Raw genomic sequence first — 19,436 nt, 5'->3', positions numbered from 1 at the left:
TCACTTGACCCCCGGGAGCGTGACGATGGCGATCTCCCCGCTGGAGGCGTACTGGGCGATGGCAGGCGCGATCGACGTGTCGACGACGATCGTGACCAGGCCGCCCCCGGACCGTCCGATGGACAGGCTCTCGACGCGGGCGGCGGTCGCCAGCACCTTCTGCTGGGCGGTGCCCGACCCCTTGCCCGCCGACGGCACGTAGATCACCTGGACGATGTCGCTCCACTTGAGGTCGGCGGGCATCTGGCCGGCCTTGAGCGACAGGCCCACCTTGGCCTTGCCCGGCCCGACCTGGTCGGTCGTCCTGGCGGTCATCGGCTCGGTGAGCAGCGTGCCCGGCAGCAGCGTCACGCGGGCGTACGTCTTGGCCACCTCGTTCCTGAACCGCCAGGGAACGTATTGGACGCCGGTGTCGGCGATCTGCACCTCCTGCATGGCGGAGATCGGGATGAGCTGCCCGGCCCCCACCTGCTGGGTGATCTGCACGGCCGAGACGCGGTCGCCGCTGCGCATGACCAGCAGCGTGGTGGCGAGCGCGCCGCCCAGGATGAGGAGGACGGCGAGCGCGGCGAGCGCGGGCTTGCGCTCCCTCGGCGGGACGGGCAGCCGGCGTGCGGCGGGCCCGGACAGGCCCGGCCGTGCGGGTGCCCGGCCGTCCTGCGACGTCTTCTCGCTGATCCTCATGGGTGGGGGACTCCCAGGGATGAGGGCGCCCTTCTGTTTTCGGGCCGCACGAATGTGTTTATGGTCTAGCCGTTTGTTGCTAATTCACTCCATTATGGCCAGCTTGCGCCGCCATAAGTGGCCTGATGCGGCGACCCATGCTTATCCGTTAGGAATACGCCTGTCAACGGGAGTCGATCTATCGCCATATCGACACACGGCTTTACCGGCCCGATATTTCGTGATAGTACGTTTGCACTTGTTTCCCAACTGTCACACCATTCACACTCTTCGTACCGCCGTACAAAGCGACCGGAGGGGCGTGATGACCGCGCGCCTTACCCATTCCGGGGAAACGCCCCGATGAGCGGGGGTGACACGGCTACCGTGACCCCGCGGGCCGCATGGCCCGTACGCCAGGAGATCTTCACGGGGACGCCCCGGGATGAAACGCTTTCCGCGAGGCCGCCGCACAACCGCCTTCTGGGAGTTCGCGCATGCGGATAACGCTCACCGTGGTCAGCGAGGACGGCCGCCGCGACGTGCTGGTCGAAGGCGACGAGAGCGCCACGGTCGCCGCCCTCGCCGCCGCGCTCGACGGCGGGGCCGCCCGCCCGGCCAACGTCGTACGGCTCCCGCACGCCCGCGCGCCGTACGACCTGGACCGGGGCGACCGGCACGCCCGGCCGTCCGGCGAGGTGAAGCTGTGGGTCGACGGCCGGCCCGTCGGCCCGGACGCGTCCGTATTCGGCCTGCTGAGGGATGGCGACGTGGTGGCCCTGGACGGCCAGGCCGCTGCGGCGACGGTGACCGAGGAGCCCGGCGGGCCGGCGGAGCTGCGCGTCGTGGGCGGCCCAGGGGCGGGGGTCGTCCACCGGATCGGCCTCGGCGCCCACACGATCGGCTCCGATCCCGCTTGCGCGATCTCCGTGCCCGACCCGAGGATGCCGCCGGTCGCGCTGGTGGTGCGGCTGGCCCCCGGCACGGCCACCGTGGAGCCCGCCGTCTCCGGGGGCGGCCCGGTGGCCCGGCTTGAGGGCGAGCCGCTCACGGAGGCCGTGGCGTGGCCGCCCGGGGGCATGCTCGCCTGCGGCGGCTCGGTGTTCGCCCTGGGGCCGGTCGTGCCGCCGGACGCCCACCTCGACGCGCTGCCGGACGGCGGGCTCGCCTACAACCGCCCGCCGCGCCTCCAGCGGCCCGAGCGGCAGCGGCGGTTCACGGTGCCCGCCGAGCCCAAGCGGGGCGAGGGCATGCGGCTGCAGTTGCTGGCCGCGCTGCTGCCCGCCGTGCTCGGCGTGGTCATGGCCGTGGTCACCCGCACGTGGTACTACCTGCTGATCGCGTTCATGACGCCGCTGATCATGATCGGCCAGTGGGTGAGCGACCGCAGGCACGGCAGGAAGAAGCACCGCCGGGCGGTCAAGGCCTACCGCGAGCGGATGGCCGCCTTCGAGGAGGAGGTGGCCCGCGCGGTGCGGCAGGACGAGGAGGCCAGGCGCGGCGGCGCGCCCGACCCGGCCGAGGTGCTGCTCACCGCGACCGGCCCGCGCCGCCGGCTGTGGGAGCGCCGCGTGCACGACCGCGACGCGCTGCGGCTGCGCGTGGGCCTGGCCGACCTGCCCGCCGACCTGGAGTTCGAGCCCGAGAGCGGCACACCCCAGGACGCGCCCCGCCGGGAGCCGCCCACCTGCCACGACGTCCCCGTCGCCCTGGTCATGCGGCGTCTCGGCGTGGCCGGGCTCACCGGCCCGAGAGACGTGGCGCTCGGCTGCGCCCGCTGGCTCGTCGGCCAGGCCGCCGCCCTGCACAGCCCGCGCGACCTGGCCATCGTGGTGCTGTCGGCCAACGCCGACGGCGCCGCGCAGTGGGGCTGGGTGCGCTGGCTGCCGCACTGCGCGCCCGACGCCGCCGCCCGCGGCGGCGCACTGTCGTCCGACTGCGCCGCGCTCGTCGGCGCCGACCCCGAGGCCGCCGCCCGCCGGGTCGCCGAGCTCGCCGCCCTGGTGACCGAACGGCTCGACGCCGAGAACGGCTCCGGGCCGGGGCTGCCGCGCGGCGTCCGCCTGTCCGGCGGCCCGGCCGGCTGGGACGACCTGGGGCGCGGCGGCGGCAACCGGCCCGCCGAGCCCGCGTTCGCGACCTACGACGAGCGGCCGTTCGACGTGCTCGTCGTGCTCGACGGCGCGCAGGTGCTGCGCGGCCTGCCCGGCATGCCGCAGGTGCTGCGGCAGGGCCCGCGCGCCGGGGTCTACACGATCGCCATCGACGACGACGAGCGGCTGCTGCCCGAGGAGTGCGCCACGGTCGTGTCCTGCGACCGGGAGGGCGGGGTGCGCCTCCACGGCGGCGGGCTCGACCCGATCACCGGCATCCGCGCCGACCTGGTCTCGCCGTCCTGGGCCGAACGCCTGGCCCGCGCGCTGGCCCCGCTGCGCGACGTCAGCCGCGACGACCCCTCGGCCGCCCTCCCCGACGCGGTCCGCCTGCTCGACCTCCTGGAGGTCTCGCTCGACCCGGCCGCGCTCGCCGAGCGGCAGGGCCGTACGACCCGGGCTTTGATCGGCGTGGGACCGGACGGCCCGTTCGAGGTCGACCTGAGCCGGGACGGGCCGCACGCCCTGGTCGCGGGCACGACCGGTGCGGGCAAGTCGGAGCTGCTCCAGACGCTGATCTGCTCGCTCGCGGTGGCCAACCGGCCCGACGAGATGACGTTCGTGCTCATCGACTACAAGGGCGGCGCGGCCTTCAAGGAGTGCGTACGGCTCCCGCACACGGTCGGCATGGTGAGCGACCTCGACGGCCACCTCACCCAGCGGGCGCTGTCGTCGCTGGCCGCCGAGATCCGGCGCAGGGAGCGGCTGCTGCTCGACGCGGGGGCCAAGGACATCGAGGACTACCAGCGGGCACGGGGCGCCACCTGGGTGCTCGGCGCGGGCGGCGTGCGGCGGGCGCGCGGCGGCGGCATCTTCGCCGCGCCGGTGCCGGAGGCCGCCGGGAGCAGGAAGGACCTGCCGCCGCTGCCCCGGCTCGTGCTGATCATCGACGAGTTCGCCGCCCTGGTCACGGAGCTGCCCGACTTCGTCGAGGGGCTGGTCGACATCGCGCGCAGGGGCCGCTCGCTCGGCATCCACCTGATCCTCGCCACCCAGCGGCCCGGCGGCGTGGTGACCGCCGACATCCAGGCCAACACCTCGCTCAGGATCGCGCTGCGGGTCACCGACGCCGCCGAGTCCACCGACGTCATCGACGTGCCCGACGCCGCCCACATCTCCCGTACGACGCCCGGCCGCTGCTATGTGCGGGCCGGCTCGGGAGCGCCCGTGGCCGTGCAGACGGCCAGGATCGGCGGTCGCACACCGCATCCGCGTGGTGCGGGTGCGGCCGACGCGGGGGACGATCTGCGGGTGCTCGACCTGCCCTGGCAGGCGCTCGGCCACCCGTTGCCCGCCCCGCCCGCCGCCCAGGCGGCGAGCGGCACCGACCTGGCCCTGCTCGTCGACGCGCTGCGCGACGCCGGGCGCGAGCTGCCCCGGCAGCCGAGCCCGTGGCTGCCTCCGCTGCCCGACCAGGTCGTCCTCGACGTCGGGCCCGCGGGCTCCTCCGGCGGCCTGCTCGCTGGGGCCGCGCCGTACCGGCCGGGAGCCGAGGAGGTGCCGCCGCTGCCGTTCGGCATGACCGACCTGCCGTGGGAGCAGGGCCGCCGCCCGCTCACGCTGGACATGCGGCACGGCGGCCACCTGCTGATCGCGGGCGGCGCGCGCAGCGGGCGGTCGAGCGCGCTGCGGACGATCGCGGGCTCGATCGCGGCCGGCGCCTCCCCCGAGGACGTGCACGTCCACGCCGTCGACTGCGGGTCGGGCGCGCTGCTGCCGCTGGTCGCGCTGCCGCACTGCGGGGCGGTCGTCACCCGGGACCAGCTCGACCGGGTGGAGCGCCTGCTGACCCGCCTGCGCGCGGAGGTCGGACGCCGCCAGCAACTGCTGGCCGAGGCCGGCTATGCCTCGCTGGCCGAGGCGCGCTCCGCCGCCAAGTCCCGGGCCGCCCGCGACCGTTCCGGCGTGGGCGCGCTGCCCTGGCTGGTGCTGCTCGTGGACCGCTGGGAGGGGTACGTCGCCGCGTTCGAGAACTACGACTACGGGCGGCTGGTCGACGCCATGCTGCAACTGCTGCGGGAGGGCCCGGCCGTGGGGCTGCGGGCCGTCGTCACCTCTGACCGGTCGGGCCTGCTCGGGCAGATCTCCACCGTCTTCGACGACCGGCTCGTGCTGCGGCTCGCCGACCCCGCCGACTATGGGCTCGCCGGGTTGCCGGTGCGCGACCTGCCGAGCGCCATGCCCCCGGGCCGGGCCCTGGCCGTGGGCGAGCACGGCCTGGTCGAGAGCCAGATCGCGCTGCTGTGCGACGACCCCTCCGGCCCGGCGCAGGTGGCCGTCGTGCAGGAGCTCGCCCGTACGGCGGCGGCGCGGTTCGGCGGCTCGGACACCCCGGCGAAGTGGGCCTGGCCGTCGGAGCCGCCGCTGCGGGTGGACGCGCTGCCGATGCGGATCACGGCGAGCCAGGCGCTCGACCTGGAGCCGGCGTACGAGCCGCCGTCGGCCCTGTGGGCGCTGCTCGGCGCGGGCGGCGACGCCCTCGTCCCGATGGGCGTGGACCTCCAGGGCCAGGGACCTGCCGCGGTGATCGCCGGGCCGCCGCGCTCGGGACGGTCGTCCGCGCTGGTCACGGCGGCGCGCTCGCTGCTCGGCCGGGGAACGCCGGTGCTGGTCGTGACCCCCCGCCGCAGCCCGCTGCGCGACCTCGCAGGGACGCCGGGGGTGCTGGCCGTGCTGGACGGCAACGCCAGGAGCGTGACCGGAGGCGGCGCGGACGACTTCGGCGGCCTGCCGGGCGCGCTCGACCCGCTCGCCCTGGTCGCCGGGCACGAGCGCTACGTGGTGGCCGTGGACGACGCGGAGCTCATCTCCCCCGACTCCCCGCTCGGCCTGGCCCTGGACGAGATGCTGCGCACCGGGCGGGACGGCGAGCACGGCCTGCTCATCGCCGGAGCGACCGGCGACCTGGCGACGGCCTACCGGGGGTTCGCGGCCGAGGCCCGCAAGGGCAGGACCGGCCTGCTGCTCAACGTGCAGAGCCCCGCAGACGGCGACCTGTTCGCCGTACGGCTGCCGCGCGGCGCGGTCGGCGGGCCTCCCGGGCGGGGCCTGCTGGTCGTCTCGGGCGTCGCGACCCCCATCCAGGCCGCGGTGCCGGACTGAAACACGAAACCGCCGGGCTGTGACACACAACCCGCCGGGACACGAGACCCCCGGGACACGAAAACGCCGGGACACGAAAACGCCGGGACACGAAAACGCCGGGACACGAAAACGCCGGGCCGCCGTGGGGGTTCCACGGCGGCCCGGCGGCCCGGCGGCCTGCGGTCTGCGGTGGTCAGCGAGTCGCGGACTCGATGTTGCCGCGGTAGGTCGTGATGACCCGGGAGGCTTCGTTGAGCTCTTCCGCCATGCGCTGGAACGCCGCCCGGTAGCTCTGCCAGGCGTCGTGGAAGCGCTGCGCGCCGGGGCCGGTCCAGGCGGTGCCGACCTTGGCCGCCTCGCGGTCGAGGTTGGCCATCGTGGTGCGAACCTGGTCCGCCTGCTGGCTGAACTGCGCGGCCATGCTCTGCATCTCCGCGGGGTCGCCGCCGAGCAAGCTGTTACTCATCCAGTCACTCCTTCATCGACAAAGGGGCCGCCCCCACCGTAAATCGTTTGTCAATCTTGTGAACCCCTTATGCCGAGCGGCTATATCGAGTGCCGGAAGAATACGCTTTTCCTGTTGTTCTATTCCCCCTTTTTCTAACGTCCGGAAATGCGTCGTCTGGCGGGATAAAGCAGGACGACGACGAGCACGACAGCGTAGACCCCGTACGGCGTGGCCGCGTCGGCGTACGAGAGCGGCCACAGGCCGGCGGCGATCAGGGTGGTTCCGGCCGCGACGACGGCGCGGAACGGGCCGGGCCCGTCGGCGACGACGGCACACCGGTGGAGACGAAGCTCATCGAAGCCGCGACGGGAGATCCGGCAGGTCGCGCGGGCCCTGACGGCGAACCGGACGGGCGAGGGCGACGGCGGAGATCACGACGATGGCCGCGGGTCAATATGCTGACATCCATGCCCTTTGACAGGGAGAGGTGACCGTGCAGACCCGGAAGGACCTCTACCAGGCGTACCGGCTGATGCAGCAGCGTCTGGGCCAGGCCTTGCTGCAGGGCGAGCCGGACGTCGCGGAGTCGCCGATGCGGCGGCACAACATCGCGACGTTCTGCGGGATCCTGCTGTCGGTGCTCCTGCTCGCCGGCTTCGGCATCTGGGGTGTGATCAAGCCGGGCGGCGCGACCAGGCTCACCGAGCCCGGCCAGCTCCTCGTCGAGCAGGACACCGGCGCGACCTACGTCTACAGCCAGCAGGAGCGCGTGCTGCTGCCCACGGCGAACTACGTCTCCGCCCGGCTGCTGCTCGACACCGCCGACGTGACGGTGCGCGACGTCTCCGCCGCCTCGCTGGCCGAGCTGCCGCGCGGGCCGCTCGTGGGCATCCCCGGCGCGCCCGACTCGCTGCCGCCCAAGGACAAACTGGTCCACGGGCCGTGGTCGGTGTGCGTCGTGGACGGCCCGGACGCCTCGGGGACGCCCAGGCCGTACGTCACGCTGGTGGGCGGGATGGACGTCGGCGGCAGGCCCCTCGGCGGCGGCGCCATGGTCGTGGACGACGGCAGGCAGAAGTGGGTCGTCTGGGCCGACCGGCGGATGCGGGCGAGCACCAGCGCGGTCAACGCCCTCAACGCCCAGCCCAGGAAGGTGCCCGCGAGCTGGCTCAACGCCCTGCCCGAAGGCCCCGCGTTCAGCGGGCCGAAGGTGCCGAATCTGGGCAGGAAGGTCCGGGGGCCCGACGGCAAGGTGACGGCGGCGGTCGGGCAGGTCTTCACGGTGCCCGGCATCGGGGGCGCCCCCGCCCGCTGGTATGTCCTGCTGTCCGACGGCCTCGCGCCGATCTCCCTCGCCCAGGCCACGCTCCTGCTGTCGGACCCGGCCACCAAGGCGACGTACGGCAGGCGCCCGCTGCAGCCGATCCCGATCGACGCGGCCACGGCCGGGGCCGCGTTGTCGAAGCAGCCGAGCGTCATGGGCGGCGGGATGCCCGAGACGATGCCCACGGTCGTCTCCCCCGCCTCCACCACGCCACTGTGCGCGGTCTTCGCCGGCACCGCCGGCGGCTCGACCCGGGCGACCCTGACCGTCGGCGCCTCGATCACGATCCCCACGCCCCGCGCTCCGGGCACCCAGGACACCTTCGACCAGGTGCTGCTCCCGCCGGGATCGGCGGCGGTCGCGGGGCTGCTGCCGGGCGAGGGACAGCTCGGGTCGATCACGAACTACTTCCTGGTGACCGACCAGGGCCGCAGGTTCGCCATCGCCTCGCCCGACCTGCTGCCGAAGCTCGGCTACGACGCCGCCGACACCACACCGGTGCCCGCGCAACTGCTGCACCTCATCCCGGAGGGCCCGGCGCTCGACCCGGCCGCCGCCCGCGCGCCGGTGCCCCTCGGCAAGTAGGTCAGCCGTTGAGGCGGCGGAAGTCGTCCAGGTTCTGCTGGTAGAACGCGATGTCCTCGGCCAGCCGGTCACGCAGGAAGCAGTCGGGCTCCGCCTCGCGGGCGGCCAGCCCCGCCTCGGTCCAGAACGCCTCGGCGGGCACCTCGTCCTCGCCGGGCGGGATGAACTTGAGCGCCTCCTTCAGTGCGTCCCTGGCCGTCTCCCAGCCGCTCACCACCCGCTGGAAGAGCCGCTCGTCCCCCGGCTCCTCGGTGTATTCGAGGTCGTCGGCGAGCGCGCGCCGCGCGTACCCGGCGCCGGCGAGCCGCCACTGACCGGGGTCGATCAGCTCGGACAGGCCGACGCCGAACCGCTCCCCCTCGTCCCCGGCCTCCGCCTCGCTCGCGTACGGCACGAGCACCTCGACGCCGCCGGACCTTACCGTCCACGCCTCGGGCCCCTCCACCGGCGGCTCCTCCGGCGTGGCCTCCTCGACGGTCAGCGCGAGATACAGCCGGGCCTCCGCGAGCGTCCGCGCGTGGGGGATGGGCACCTGTTCCATGCCGGCAACCCTATGCTCCGGCGAGCTCCCGGTAGGTGTCGCGCACGACGAGCAGCCGGTCGAGACGGAACCGACCCGGCTCGGCGGCCCGCACGGCGCGTCCCCGCTCCGACCAGAACGCGTCCTCGGGCACCTCGTCCTGCCCGGGCGGGACGAACTTGATCACCTCTTCGACCGCGGCCCGCGCGATCGACAGCGCCTGCCGCCGATCGCCCTCCATCGGGGCGTTGCCCGCCGTCAGGTCGGCCACCCACAGCCACTCGCCGGGGTCGAGCAGCTCGGACGGCTCCGCGCCGCCGAACGTCGGGAAACCGGTGGGCGTCACCTCCCGCGCCGGGAGCCCGAACAGGTGCTCCCGCTCGGCGCCGCACGCCGCGCAGCGCCCCTCGTATGAGGTGACCAGCTCCCCTTCGACGCTCGCCAGGCCGCTGTCCCAGTCGGTGTCAACGGAACCGCAGGCGCAGGGGTGCAGGTCGAGATAGAGCTGCGCCTCGTCCCTGCTTCTGGCGATCGAGTAGGGCATCACACGTTCCTCACCTGTGGCCGTCCGGCGTCCTCCTGCCGGGGGACGGTCTCGTCCTTGTCGTCGTCCTCGTCGTCGGGCGGCTCCCAGCCGGAGATGTTGCTGAGCCTGCGCATCCGCTCCCACAGGTCGGGCACCGGCGCCTGGGGCGGCACGGTGATCCACGGCGGTGGAGGCGCCGCCTGGCCCCGCGCGCCGAGGTCGCGGGCGACCGCCTCGATCTCGTGCCGCAACCGCGCCCGTTCCTCGGCGGAGGTGGCCGCCAGCCACTTGCGGGACAGGTAGGCGTGCTCGTTGCGGCGAGCGGTGGCGCAGGCGTCGTAGCCCGGATCGACGGTGTTCAGGAACCGGCGCACCACTCCCTGCTCCAGCGCGGCCCGCTTCTGCAGGGTGTCGCTGATCTCGTGGAGCAGCACCCGGGCCACCACGTCGGGGGACAGCCTCGGCGACAGCCGGATCACGTTCGGACGCCCGCCCGACCCGAGTTCCGTACGGGCGGGGCGGCCGCCGCCGGGGTCCTCGATCAGCACGAGGAAGCCTTCCGCGCCGGACCTGACGGTCTCCGCGGTGATGACCTTGCCGTCCGGCGTCGCGCCCAGGGCGTGCAGGCCCCGGCCGAAGTCCGCCGGGCGCAGGTCGGCGACGGCCGCGGGGATCTCGGCGTGCGACAGGTCGGGCAGGTGCGGGGCCCGGCCGTCGGCCACGAACGCGGTCTTCGGGATGGGCTGGGCCGTCACGGAGCCGGGCGAGGTGATGGAGGGGTTGCCGCCCCAGGTGCCGTCCGCGGCCGTCTCGGGCACCGGCCATCCCGGGTCGGCCTGCGCGGGCCGGGCGACGCCGAGGGAGTCGAGCCGTTCGGCGATCCGGTCGGCGAACCCGCTCGGCCGCCCGCCGTACAGGTCGCGCAGGTCGAGGCCGTGCCGCTCGGCCAGCGCCACCAGGTCGGGCGGCACCGTGCCGAGCGCCTCGGCGAAGGGGTTGCCGGACAGCTCGCCCACGGGCGTGGCGCGGTGGCGCTCGACGGTGCCGTCGGGCAGCGTGAGATGGAGGTGGACGTCGGCGCCGAGGTCGCGGGCGAGCAGCCTGGCCTCCTCCACCAGAGCCGTCGAACCCGTCTGGCCGGCGTCGGCGACGATGCCCACGGGACGCGTCCCGGTGCGCCCTCTGAGCGCCTCGGCCATCGCCTTGGTGAGCGTGGCGGGCTCCGCCGGGTCGTACGACGGATGTCTCGTGGCCATCTCGCGCACGCGGTCGTGGGAGAAGAAGACGCCGGGTGTCGTGGCGTGCTGCCGGTTGAAGTCCCACAGGGGCCGGGCGGCGCCGGCCTCGCGGTTCGCCAGCATCTCCTCCAGCGCGTGCTGGAACATGATCAGGTGGGCCGTGCCGGTCGCGCCGCGGGGGACGGCCACGGTCCGCACCACCGTCTCCGCTCCGTCGCGCGCCACCTGGCGCACCTCGAACCGGAGGTCGAAGTCGACCCGGAACCGCACCTTGGCCCCGGTGCCCTTCTCGAAGACGCTGGTCTCGTCGCGGTTGCCGCCGCTGCCCGAGCTCGACTGCGCGGTCTGGTCCCCGGCACCGAGGTCGGCGCCGGCGCCCACGGCGCTCCCCCCGCTGTACGTGCGGCCGAGCGGCGTCATCTGCCCTCGGTCGGTGGCCGTGCCTGCCGTGTTCTGCTCGCGGTCCACCTGCCCCAGCTCGGTGTCCTGCAGGCCCAGCGCCACCGGGTCGGGCTCGGACAGGTCGGCGTGGATGCGCACGTCAACCATCTGGCCCGGCCGGCCCGGCATGGGCAGCCGGAGGAGCCGGTGCCCGTCGGGGCCGGTCATCCGCTCAAGCCGGGTCGTGAGCCCGGGACCGGTGAGCGTCTTGGCCAGCGCCGCGTAGTGCTCCATGGCGGCGGCCCCGCCGATCAGGTCCTGCCGGGAGAGCCGGTCGAACACGGCGCGCAGCAGCCCGTCGGCCTTGAGCCGCTCGGTCACGAAGACCTCGGGCGGCGCGACCCGCCGCACGTCGGGCGGGGCGGGCGGCCGCTCGGCGACCGTGCCCTTCTTGGCCACCATGCCGTCCGGCAGCACCCGGGCCATCGTGCCGTCCAGCGTGACATGGCTGGTCCGGGGGACGCGGGTGGTCGCGGCCACGGCGCCGCGCAGGGAGCCCGACGTGCGTTCGACCTCGATCATGACGGTCACCGGGTGCTCGACGAGCTGCCCGCCGCGGAACGCCGCCGCGCGCTGGATGCGGGTCCGCTGGGTGCCGGTGGAGGCCGTGCCGGTGTGCGAGCGGTCGGTGGCGGCCGCCCTGCCGCCGCTGCCTGCGGCCTGGCCCGCCCCGGCGTTCCCGCTGCCGCCGAACGTCTTGCCCGACGACTCGGTGCGGTCCTCCTGCGTGTACGTGTAGTCCTGGAGGATCTGGCCGAAGTTGTGGACGTTCCCGCCGTAGCTCGCCTCGTCGCCGTGGAGCACCGCCCTGATCCTGACCGTGACCTCCTCGGTGAGGTGGGGGCCGATCTTGAGCGAGTACGTCTTGACGAAGCCCTCCTCGCCGCTCATCGCGTCGATCTTGCCCCACCAGCGTTTGCCGGCGAAGTCGCCGAACAGGCTGCGCAGCAGGACGGGGTCACGCTTCAGCGCACCGGGCGCGACCTTGCCGATCTGGCCGAGCACCTGGTCGAGCACGTGGGTCGGCGTGCCGTCCGGGGCCTTGAGGGCGGTCTTCTTCACGGTGCTCTCGCCGAGGGAGTCCCGATAGAGGTCGGGGACGTCCACGGGGCTGGCGAGGTCCGGCAGCCTGTCGTGCATCCGCTTGAGCCGGTTTCCCTCGGCGGCCAGGCGCATCGGGAAGTCCTTGGCGAGCCGATCGGCGAGCACGTCGCGAGGGTGCCTCTGCTCCAGGTCGGGCCGGGGGTTGCCCTCCCTTCGCGCCAGCGCCCGGTCGGCCAGATATCTGCGCACCAGCGGCACGGCCGTACGCGGGTCGAGCTGGAGGTTGCCGTCGAGCAGCCGCGTCACCGCGTCGGCCACCTGGTCGAGGGGCAGCTTGAGCTCGCCCCTGCCGTAGAGGTCGAGGGCGTCGCGCTCGGGGAGGGAGTAGACGACCGTCCTGTCCCGCAGCGGCTCGGCGTCGGCCCGCCGGTTGCCCGCCTCGTCGCCGGAGACCGTGATGTCCGCCTTCATCGCGAACACGTAGTGCTTGCCGGTGTCGATGGCCAGCCGTTCCCTGCCCCAGATCGCCGTGTCGGCGATCGATGACGACGTGCTCCCCGCCGCGGACCCGCCGAGCCCCGCCCTGCCGCCGAGCGCCCGGGGCAGCGCCCCGCTCACGCCGGTCGAGGCGTCCATGGACCGCCCGCCGCGCGCCTCCGTCCGTGCGGTGTAGGCGCCCATCGTGAAGTTGATGTCGCCGATCACCAGGTCGGCCGCGGTCACGAACTCCGACTCGCCCGGCCTGGCCGTGACCCATGCCGACGCCCGGTGCGTACGCAGGCGGCGCGGGCGCACCGCCAAGGCGGTGCCGTACGTCGTGGCGGGGTTGGCGGGGTCGGCGAGCAGCCACTCCGGGTGGGAGATGAGGCTGCGGGTGTTGAACGCCTCGGCGAGGTGGTGGAACGACACCGAGCCCGGCTGCATCGCCCTCGGCAGCACCGATCGCAGGGCGTCGAGCACACCGGTCCCGTCCACGTGCAGGAGAGTGGCCAGGCTCAGCGCCTCCGGGGACGTCGGGTGGCGGGGCGAGACCCCGGTCCGGTCCTCGGGCAGGAGATCGGAGGGCAGCAGCACCCGCATCCACACGTCGTCGCTCTGGGCCAGCGGCGTGATCTTCCCGTCCTCGATCAGGTCCACGGTGAGCGTGTGCGGAACCTCGAAGATCGCCGCCGGAGCGGTGCCCTCTATCAGCGTGACCAGGTTGCCCGTGTCGTTGACGGTCAGGCCGGCCGCGCTGCCCTTGTTCCAGTGGACGCCCGCGTCCGCGCCGGTCGAGCCGACCCCGCCCGGCTCAAGGCCGAGGGCGGGGCCGACGTCCACGGACCGGCCGCTCGACCGGCTGACCGTGCGGCCGGAGGTCTCCGACGAGATGTCGAGGTCGGCCGCGACCTCGGCGGCGCTGGTGCCGACGAAATCCTCCCGGCCCGACTGCTCCAGCCGGATGCGCACCGTGAGATGCCGGCTGGCCCGGCCGATGCCCTGGCTCACCAGGTCGAGGATGATGCCGTCCTGCATGGCCTGGTCATAGCCGGTCTGCAGGCGGGCCGGAGAGAGCTGCTCGGCCACCTCGATCATGTTGGCGATCTGGCTCGCCCGGGTCAGCGGGTCGCGGGACAGCCGGCCGTCCTCGCCCGGCAGCAGGCCGCGCGCACGCAGTTGCGCCACGACCTTCGCCCGCACCTCGTTGAAGTTCTCGACGCTTTCGGGACGGTCGCTCGCCTGCACGAGCCCCGGCCCGGCCCCGGTGCCGCGGGCCCAGCCGGGCAGCCGGGCCAGGCGGCCCTTCGGCACGCCGGGTTTCGGGTCGTCCCTGAGCCTGCCCTCCTCCGCGTTCACCACGGCCGCCCGGTCGACCGGCAGGCCGTAGCGGTACGCGTGCGGCTCGGGCATGCGGAACAGGCCCGTGCTCTCGCCGTGCACGGCGGGAAGCGGCGTCTCGTCGGTGTTGAGCTGCACCGTCACCGTGTGCTTCAGCTCCAGCGCGTACGCCTGGGTGTGGCCGGCCCAGCGCTGCACGCTCGGCCGGATGGCGGTGCCGCCCGCGCTCATCGACCGCGACCGCGACCAGGAACGGCCGAGCCCCGCCGTGATCCGCGGTGCGGCGGCCTTGAATCCGCCGAGGTGGAGACGGCCGAGCAGACGCGGGCCGCCGATGGGAAGCTGGGCTCCCGCGGTGCCCTTGACGTCGACCGACCGGCCCGCCGAGCGCGAACCCGACGCGCCCGAGAACCCCACGCGCAGCCGTTCCAGGCGGTGCTTGATGCTCGGCGTGCCGACCGGCCGCGCCGTGTCCATCACGACCTCGCTCTTGATCCGCACGTAGCCGACCACCCGGCCGTTGACGGTGATCGGACGGTGCAGCCCCTCGGGATCGTTGACCGCCTCGCCGAGCCGGGCGGGCAGTTCCTTCGTCATGATCGTGACGATCTGGTCGCGGGTCATCCTGCCGATCTCCGGGCGGCCGATCCGCTCGGCGGTGCGGTCGGCGAGGTCCTGCAGCCCGGTCAGCCCGGTGACCGCGTGCTCGGGGAGCGGCGTCCGCTGCCACTGGCCCCTGGGGAGCCGGGTGACCTCGGCCGGCCCCCGCTGCGCGTGGGTGTGCGGCAGATACACCTGCAGGCTCCGGGCGTCACCGGGAGCGCCGCTGTCCACCTGCGCCCGCTCGGTGCCGTTCGCGGTGCGCAGCTCGACCTCGGCCGAGGCGAGCCCGTCGAGCACCAGCGCCTCGCCCGCGTTGTCCTGCACCGCGCCGGCCAGCGCGAACTCGGAGGCGTTGCCGTTGAACGACTCGCTCCTGCCGAACGTGACGCCGGCCCTGAGCACGCCGAACTTCATCAGCAGCCCGACCCAGTGCACGTACTGCAACGGCTTGCTCAAGGTGTTGAGGTCGAAGCTCGGCGCCAGGCGCAGCGAACGGTTCGCGGTGACGGAGGCCGAGCGTCCGCCCTGCGGCAACTGGCCGAGCATCGACTGCGAGTGCCGCACCGGATGGCCGAAGACCTCGACCAGGTCCGTGACCTTCAGCCGCAGCCGCAGCTCGCCCCGCGTGCCGCGGCCCACCCGCAGCAGCGCGCCGTCCTCCGACACCAGCCACCTGAAGTTCGACCGCAACACGTGCGACAGCTCGTCGGGCGCGTAGCGGTGGTCGACCCCGGCACGTTCGAGCATCTCGTTGACGACCCGTGTGAGCCGTTCGAGATGGGGCAGCCGGCCCGCCGGCGTCGCCTCCGACAGGACCTCGGGCAGCGGCAGGGCGTCCGCGTGCGCCTCCTTGTACGCGCTGTGGGCCTCCTCCGCCTCCCGGGCCAGCCGGGCGACATCCGCCGGCAGCGGGCCCGTACGGTTGGCGGGGAGGGCGTCGAGGGCGTTCTCCAGCGCCTCGTACTTCGTGCGCGCCTCGACCGCCCGCCGCAACGCCCGCGCGTACGCCTCCTTGCTGTGGCGGGCGCGTTCGGCGCTCGCCCGGTGGACGTCGCGGTCCGTCAGCGCCTTGCGGCGGCGTTCCCCGGCGCCGAGGTCCTCTTCCCGCGACGCCTTCTCCGCGGCATCCTCGGCCTTCTTCGCATCGGCCGCGGCCGCCCTGGTGCTGCGGATCTTCTCCTTGACCGCCGTGAGCAGTTCGCCGGCGGCGTCCGTCAGCGTCTCCCGCTGGGAGCGGGCCAGCCCGCGCAGCTCCGCCACCGGATCGGACGATGTCGCGCCTTGTCCGGTGGTGCTTGGTGCGTTCGCGGTCTGCGTCGCGGGGCCGGGGGCCTGCTGGGATACGGTGGGTGGCCGGGGCGCCGACCAGGGGGGCTCGGGGGCGGTGTGCCCGAGCCTCTCGATCTCCCGTCCGATCTGCTCGATCTCGTGCGCGATGGCGGGACTCTCCGATTCCGGGGCTTCCCGCCACAGCCTGTCCAGGAGCGCGTGCTCGCGATAGCGCGCGGTCACGCAGGCCGTGGGGTCCGGCTCGGCCGTACGGCTCAGGAACGAGCGGACCATGCCCTGCCGTGGGCCGGACATCCGCTGGAAGACGTCGCTGATCTCGTGCAGCCACACCCGGGGCAGGATGTCGTTCGCCAGGCGCGGCGACAGCCGTACGACGTGGGGGTCCTCGGCCGTGCCCGACCTGACCCTGGTCTCGGCGAGACGACCGCCGCGAACCCGGCCGATCTCGTACCGGAAGTGCTGCCCGCCGAGCCGGCCCGTGTCCACGACGACCGTCCGCTCGCCGGCCAGGCCCAGCGCCGTCACGTCCGGGCCCACGTCGGACGGCTGGAGCGCCAGGAAGCCCTGCTCCGCCTCACTCGACGACAGGTCGGCCAGATGCGACGCCCTGCCGTCGGCGACGAACAGGCTCCGCGCGATCGGCCGGGCGGTCACCCGGCCGTTCCCCCGGGTCGTACGCGGTCCGGACCGCCTGGGGCCTTGGGGGTTGGCCGTCTGGGCGGAGTTCGTCGCCGGAGCGGTTCCCGCGGTCGGGGACGCCGTGGTTCCGGGCGCAGTGGCTCCGGGCGCGGTGGCTCCGGGCGCAGTGGTTCCGGGGGCGGTGTTGGAGGCGGGCGTGGTGTTGGAGGCGGGCGCGGCGGTTTGGCCTCCGCTCGCCGGGTTGGCCGTTCCGTTCGCGCCGGTCGCGGAGGTGATCCCGGCGAGAGCCTCGGCGCGGCGGACGATGTCGGAGGCGGTGTCGGAGGAGCGGCCGACGCGCAGAGCGTGCTCGGGTCCGTGCGGCGGGACCGTCGCCTCCTCCACCAGCCTGGCCCCCGCGTCGCTCAGCCGGTCGGGCCGCCAGCCGCGCGGGTTGTCCTCCAGCACCTCACCGGCCACCTCGGCAGCGGCGCCCCGGTTGTCCGGCGTCGCGTCGGCGAGCCGGGCGAGCGCGTCGAGTGCCCCCTCGGCAGGGAGTCCCAGGCTCTCCTCGGCGATCCTCGCCCCCAGCAGGGCCGCCGCCTCCGCATGGAGCCGAGGCGTGTCCACGCCCTCGGCGGCACGCGCCGCCAGCCGCTCCGTAACGGTCTTGATGTCCTCGCCCGACAGTTGCATCGGCCTGCCGTCGGGGCCGGTCAGCCTCGCGCCCCGACCGTCGCGCAGGAAGAGCGTGTCGGGCGCGATCGTGAGCAGCACGTCGGAGACCGCCGTACGAGCCGCCGCCTGCGCCGCCGTCTGTGCGGCCGTCTGTGCGGCCGTCTGTGCTGCGGAGGTGCTTCCCGAAGCGCTGCCGCTGTTCGTTCCCGAGGACGCCGCCGGGGAGGCCGGGGCGGCCGGTGACGCCGCAGCGGACGATGTGGCCGACGAAGTGGCGGACGAAGTGCTGGATGACGTGGTGCCACCGGAGGCAACAGCCGACGGCGAAGCGGACGCCTGCGTCGCCGCAGGGGCTGCGGGCATGGCCGCGGCGGGCGTGCTCACAGAGCCGGCCGATGGGGAGGCAGCGGAAGCAGCCGCCGACGCCTGCCCCGGGTTCGCGCTGCCCGCGTTCGTCGTGTTTGCCGCGTTGGCCGGGCCGGACGTACTCGCACTCGGGGTCGCTGCGGAGGCCGGGGTGTTCGAGCCCGCCGCACCGGTGGTGCCACTCGCACCCGGGGCAGAACTGGCGGTGGTCTGCGGGCCGGACGCGCTTGGCGAGGCGCCCTGACCCTGACCCGGATTCGCGGCGGTAGTACCCGCCGCGCTCGTGGCGTTGGTCGCGTTGCCTGCGTTCGTCGCGTTGCCTGCGTTCGTGGCGCTGGTCGCGCTCGTGGCGCCGGTCGCGTTCGCGTTGGTGACGTTCGTGGCGGTGCTGGAGCCCGAGGTGCCAGAGGTGGTGGCGCCCGCGTTGGCGGTGGTGGCTGTGCCGGGGTTCGTCGGGCTCACGCCGGACTGTGCGGAGGACCCTGCGGTGGCGGGCTGGCCGGTGGTGGAGGGCTGGTTGGAGCCGCTGGGGGGTGCGGCCGTCACCTGGCCGGACGGCGCGGAGCTGGACGGCGCGGAGCTGGAGGTCTGGGCGGATCCGCTCGGCGTCGCGGCTGCCGTCTGGCCGGCACCGGATGGGGTGGCCGAACCGCCGGAGGGGTGCCCCGCGACGGACGCGGTGGTCGTGCTGCCCGAGCCCGCGGTTCCACCGCCGGTCGCGGTCTGGCCGCTGCCCGCCGTGTTCGTGTTCGCCGAGCCGGGATCGCCACCCGAAGGCTGCCCGGCCGTGGGATTGGGAGACGGAGTGGACAGGGCCCGGGTCAGATCGGTGTGGACGCTGGTGTCGTACGCCGAGGCCAGGGCCGTACGCGGACTGGCGACCGCCTGGATCACGTCAGGGTTGAACGGGCTGATCGTGTTCGTACGGCCGGCGCCGGACAGTGCGGCCCCGACCAGCGACTCCCCGTCGGGCAGCTCCCACTGGCCGTACACGAGCCCGTTGGCCAGCATGCTCCCGGCCGGGGAGGCGATCACGTTGGTGAGGCCGGTCGTCAACGCCCTGCCGGGGAAGCGCTTGAACGCGTTGCCGAAGCCGGGGGCGTCGGTGTTCAGCCTTCTGAGCAGGGGCGTCCTGTTGACCAGCTTGCTGACCGGGTGCGCGACCCGCATGCCGACGCCCGCGCCGCCCGCCGCGCCCAGGGCGGTGGCGCTCGTCATCTTCCAGTCCCAGCCGTTGCGGGTGCCCGACTTCCGCTGCTCGGACTGGGCGAGTGCGTCGCCGGCGACCTCCTCGCCGATCTCCTCGACGAGCTCTCTGCCCAGGGGGCTGGCGAGGATGCGGCCGAGCAGGCCGGTCCGGACCGAGGCCAGCATGGTCCCCTTGGCGATCGCCTGGGCCGCGGCGGGGCGGCCGGCCATGAGGGCGAGCCGTTCGAGGATCTTCTGTGTCTCGGCCCTGGCGCGGGCGGCGATCGGCCCGATGACCCGGGTGGAGGCCCCGGCGGAGTAGAAGGCGGCGACGAGCGCGATGAACGTGGCGATCAGCGCGATCCAGAACACCACGTTGACCGACAGCTTCGAATACTGCGTCTCCCGGGCGAAGTTGTCGGCCTGCGCACCGTAGGCGAAGTGGTTGTTCGCCACCTTGAGCAGGCCGGTGTCCTCCGAGTAGTGCTCGCCGAGCCGGTTCAGGAACGCCTGCATCGACGGGCCCTGCATCCCGCTGAGCACGGCGACGGCGGCGGCTCCCACGGGATCGACGGACTGCACGACGTTCACGGTCGCGGACCGGTGTGCGCGGGCGAGCTGCCACAACTGGCTCTCGCTCGCCTCCGGCCAGGTCTGGCCCGCCGTGAGCAGGGCGATGAGGTCGTCGGCCCAGGCGGGCAGCGACTCGCCCCAGGCGGGGGTGACGTCGACGACCGAGCCGCCGCCGTCGGCGAACGCGGGCAGCCCGTCGCCGTTCGAGGTGACGTCGCCGTTCGTCGTGGCCGGCTTGGCACCGGAGCCCGTGCCGGTGGTGGAGGAGTGCGTCAT

The 19,436-nt window shown here is 74.1% G+C and carries 7 protein-coding genes; 2 read left to right on the top strand and 5 right to left on the bottom strand.

What is annotated here, in order from left to right:
• On the bottom strand, positions 1–684 hold the full coding sequence (locus OHB01_RS17045) for a hypothetical protein (protein WP_142646467.1): 684 nt from the start codon (positions 682–684) through the stop codon (positions 1–3).
• A gap of 476 nt (positions 685–1,160) precedes the next feature.
• Between OHB01_RS17045 and OHB01_RS17040 the strand changes: the two genes are divergently transcribed.
• A complete protein-coding gene (locus OHB01_RS17040; protein WP_142646469.1) occupies positions 1,161–5,918 on the top strand; it encodes an FtsK/SpoIIIE domain-containing protein in 4,758 nt (1,585 codons plus the stop codon).
• Between the two features lie 175 nt (positions 5,919–6,093).
• On the opposite strand, the gene OHB01_RS17035 is transcribed toward OHB01_RS17040, so the two are convergent.
• On the bottom strand, positions 6,094–6,366 hold the full coding sequence (locus tag OHB01_RS17035) for a WXG100 family type VII secretion target (RefSeq protein ID WP_030508536.1): 273 nt from the start codon (positions 6,364–6,366) through the stop codon (positions 6,094–6,096).
• 469 nt (positions 6,367–6,835) lie between these two features.
• Here OHB01_RS17035 and eccB point away from each other — a divergent pair, with 469 nt between their 5' ends.
• Positions 6,836–8,257: a type VII secretion protein EccB gene (gene eccB / locus OHB01_RS17030; RefSeq protein WP_328855632.1), complete on the top strand. Its 1,422-nt coding sequence runs from the start codon at positions 6,836–6,838 to the stop codon at positions 8,255–8,257.
• A 1-nt stretch (position 8,258) separates the two neighbouring features.
• Here the strand turns inward: eccB and OHB01_RS17025 are convergent, their stop codons facing one another.
• From OHB01_RS17025 to OHB01_RS17015, 3 genes are read right to left on the bottom strand one after another with little or no spacing between them, the layout of a single operon-like run.
• The gene (locus OHB01_RS17025; protein WP_205830002.1) at positions 8,259–8,798 is read right to left on the bottom strand and encodes a hypothetical protein; all 540 of its coding nucleotides are present in this window, start codon (positions 8,796–8,798) and stop codon (positions 8,259–8,261) included.
• 10 nt (positions 8,799–8,808) lie between these two features.
• Complete coding sequence (locus tag OHB01_RS17020; RefSeq protein WP_142646470.1) at positions 8,809–9,321, bottom strand: hypothetical protein; 513 nt, start codon at positions 9,319–9,321, stop codon at positions 8,809–8,811.
• On the bottom strand, positions 9,321–19,436 hold the full coding sequence (locus tag OHB01_RS17015; RefSeq protein ID WP_328855631.1) for a hypothetical protein: 10,116 nt from the start codon (positions 19,434–19,436) through the stop codon (positions 9,321–9,323). The genes OHB01_RS17020 and OHB01_RS17015 overlap by 1 nt, the downstream gene beginning before the upstream one ends.

It is taken from the genome of Microbispora hainanensis (assembly GCF_036186745.1).
In the GTDB taxonomy this organism is placed as follows: domain Bacteria; phylum Actinomycetota; class Actinomycetes; order Streptosporangiales; family Streptosporangiaceae; genus Microbispora.
Note: the sequence above shows the minus strand (reverse complement) of the source record. Positions and strands in the feature narration are given on the sequence as shown.

Bases quoted from the DNA above. Each gene is read 5' to 3' on its own strand.
- OHB01_RS17045 (WP_142646467.1), bottom strand. From the start codon at position 684: ATGAGGATCAGCGAGAAGACGTCGCAGGACGGCCGGGCACCCGCACGG.
- OHB01_RS17040 (WP_142646469.1), top strand. From the start codon at position 1,161: ATGCGGATAACGCTCACCGTGGTCAGCGAGGACGGCCGCCGCGACGTG.
- OHB01_RS17035 (WP_030508536.1), bottom strand. From the start codon at position 6,366: ATGAGTAACAGCTTGCTCGGCGGCGACCCCGCGGAGATGCAGAGCATG.
- OHB01_RS17025 (WP_205830002.1), bottom strand. From the start codon at position 8,798: ATGGAACAGGTGCCCATCCCCCACGCGCGGACGCTCGCGGAGGCCCGG.
- OHB01_RS17020 (WP_142646470.1), bottom strand. From the start codon at position 9,321: ATGCCCTACTCGATCGCCAGAAGCAGGGACGAGGCGCAGCTCTATCTC.
- OHB01_RS17015 (WP_328855631.1), bottom strand. From the start codon at position 19,436: ATGACGCACTCCTCCACCACCGGCACGGGCTCCGGTGCCAAGCCGGCC.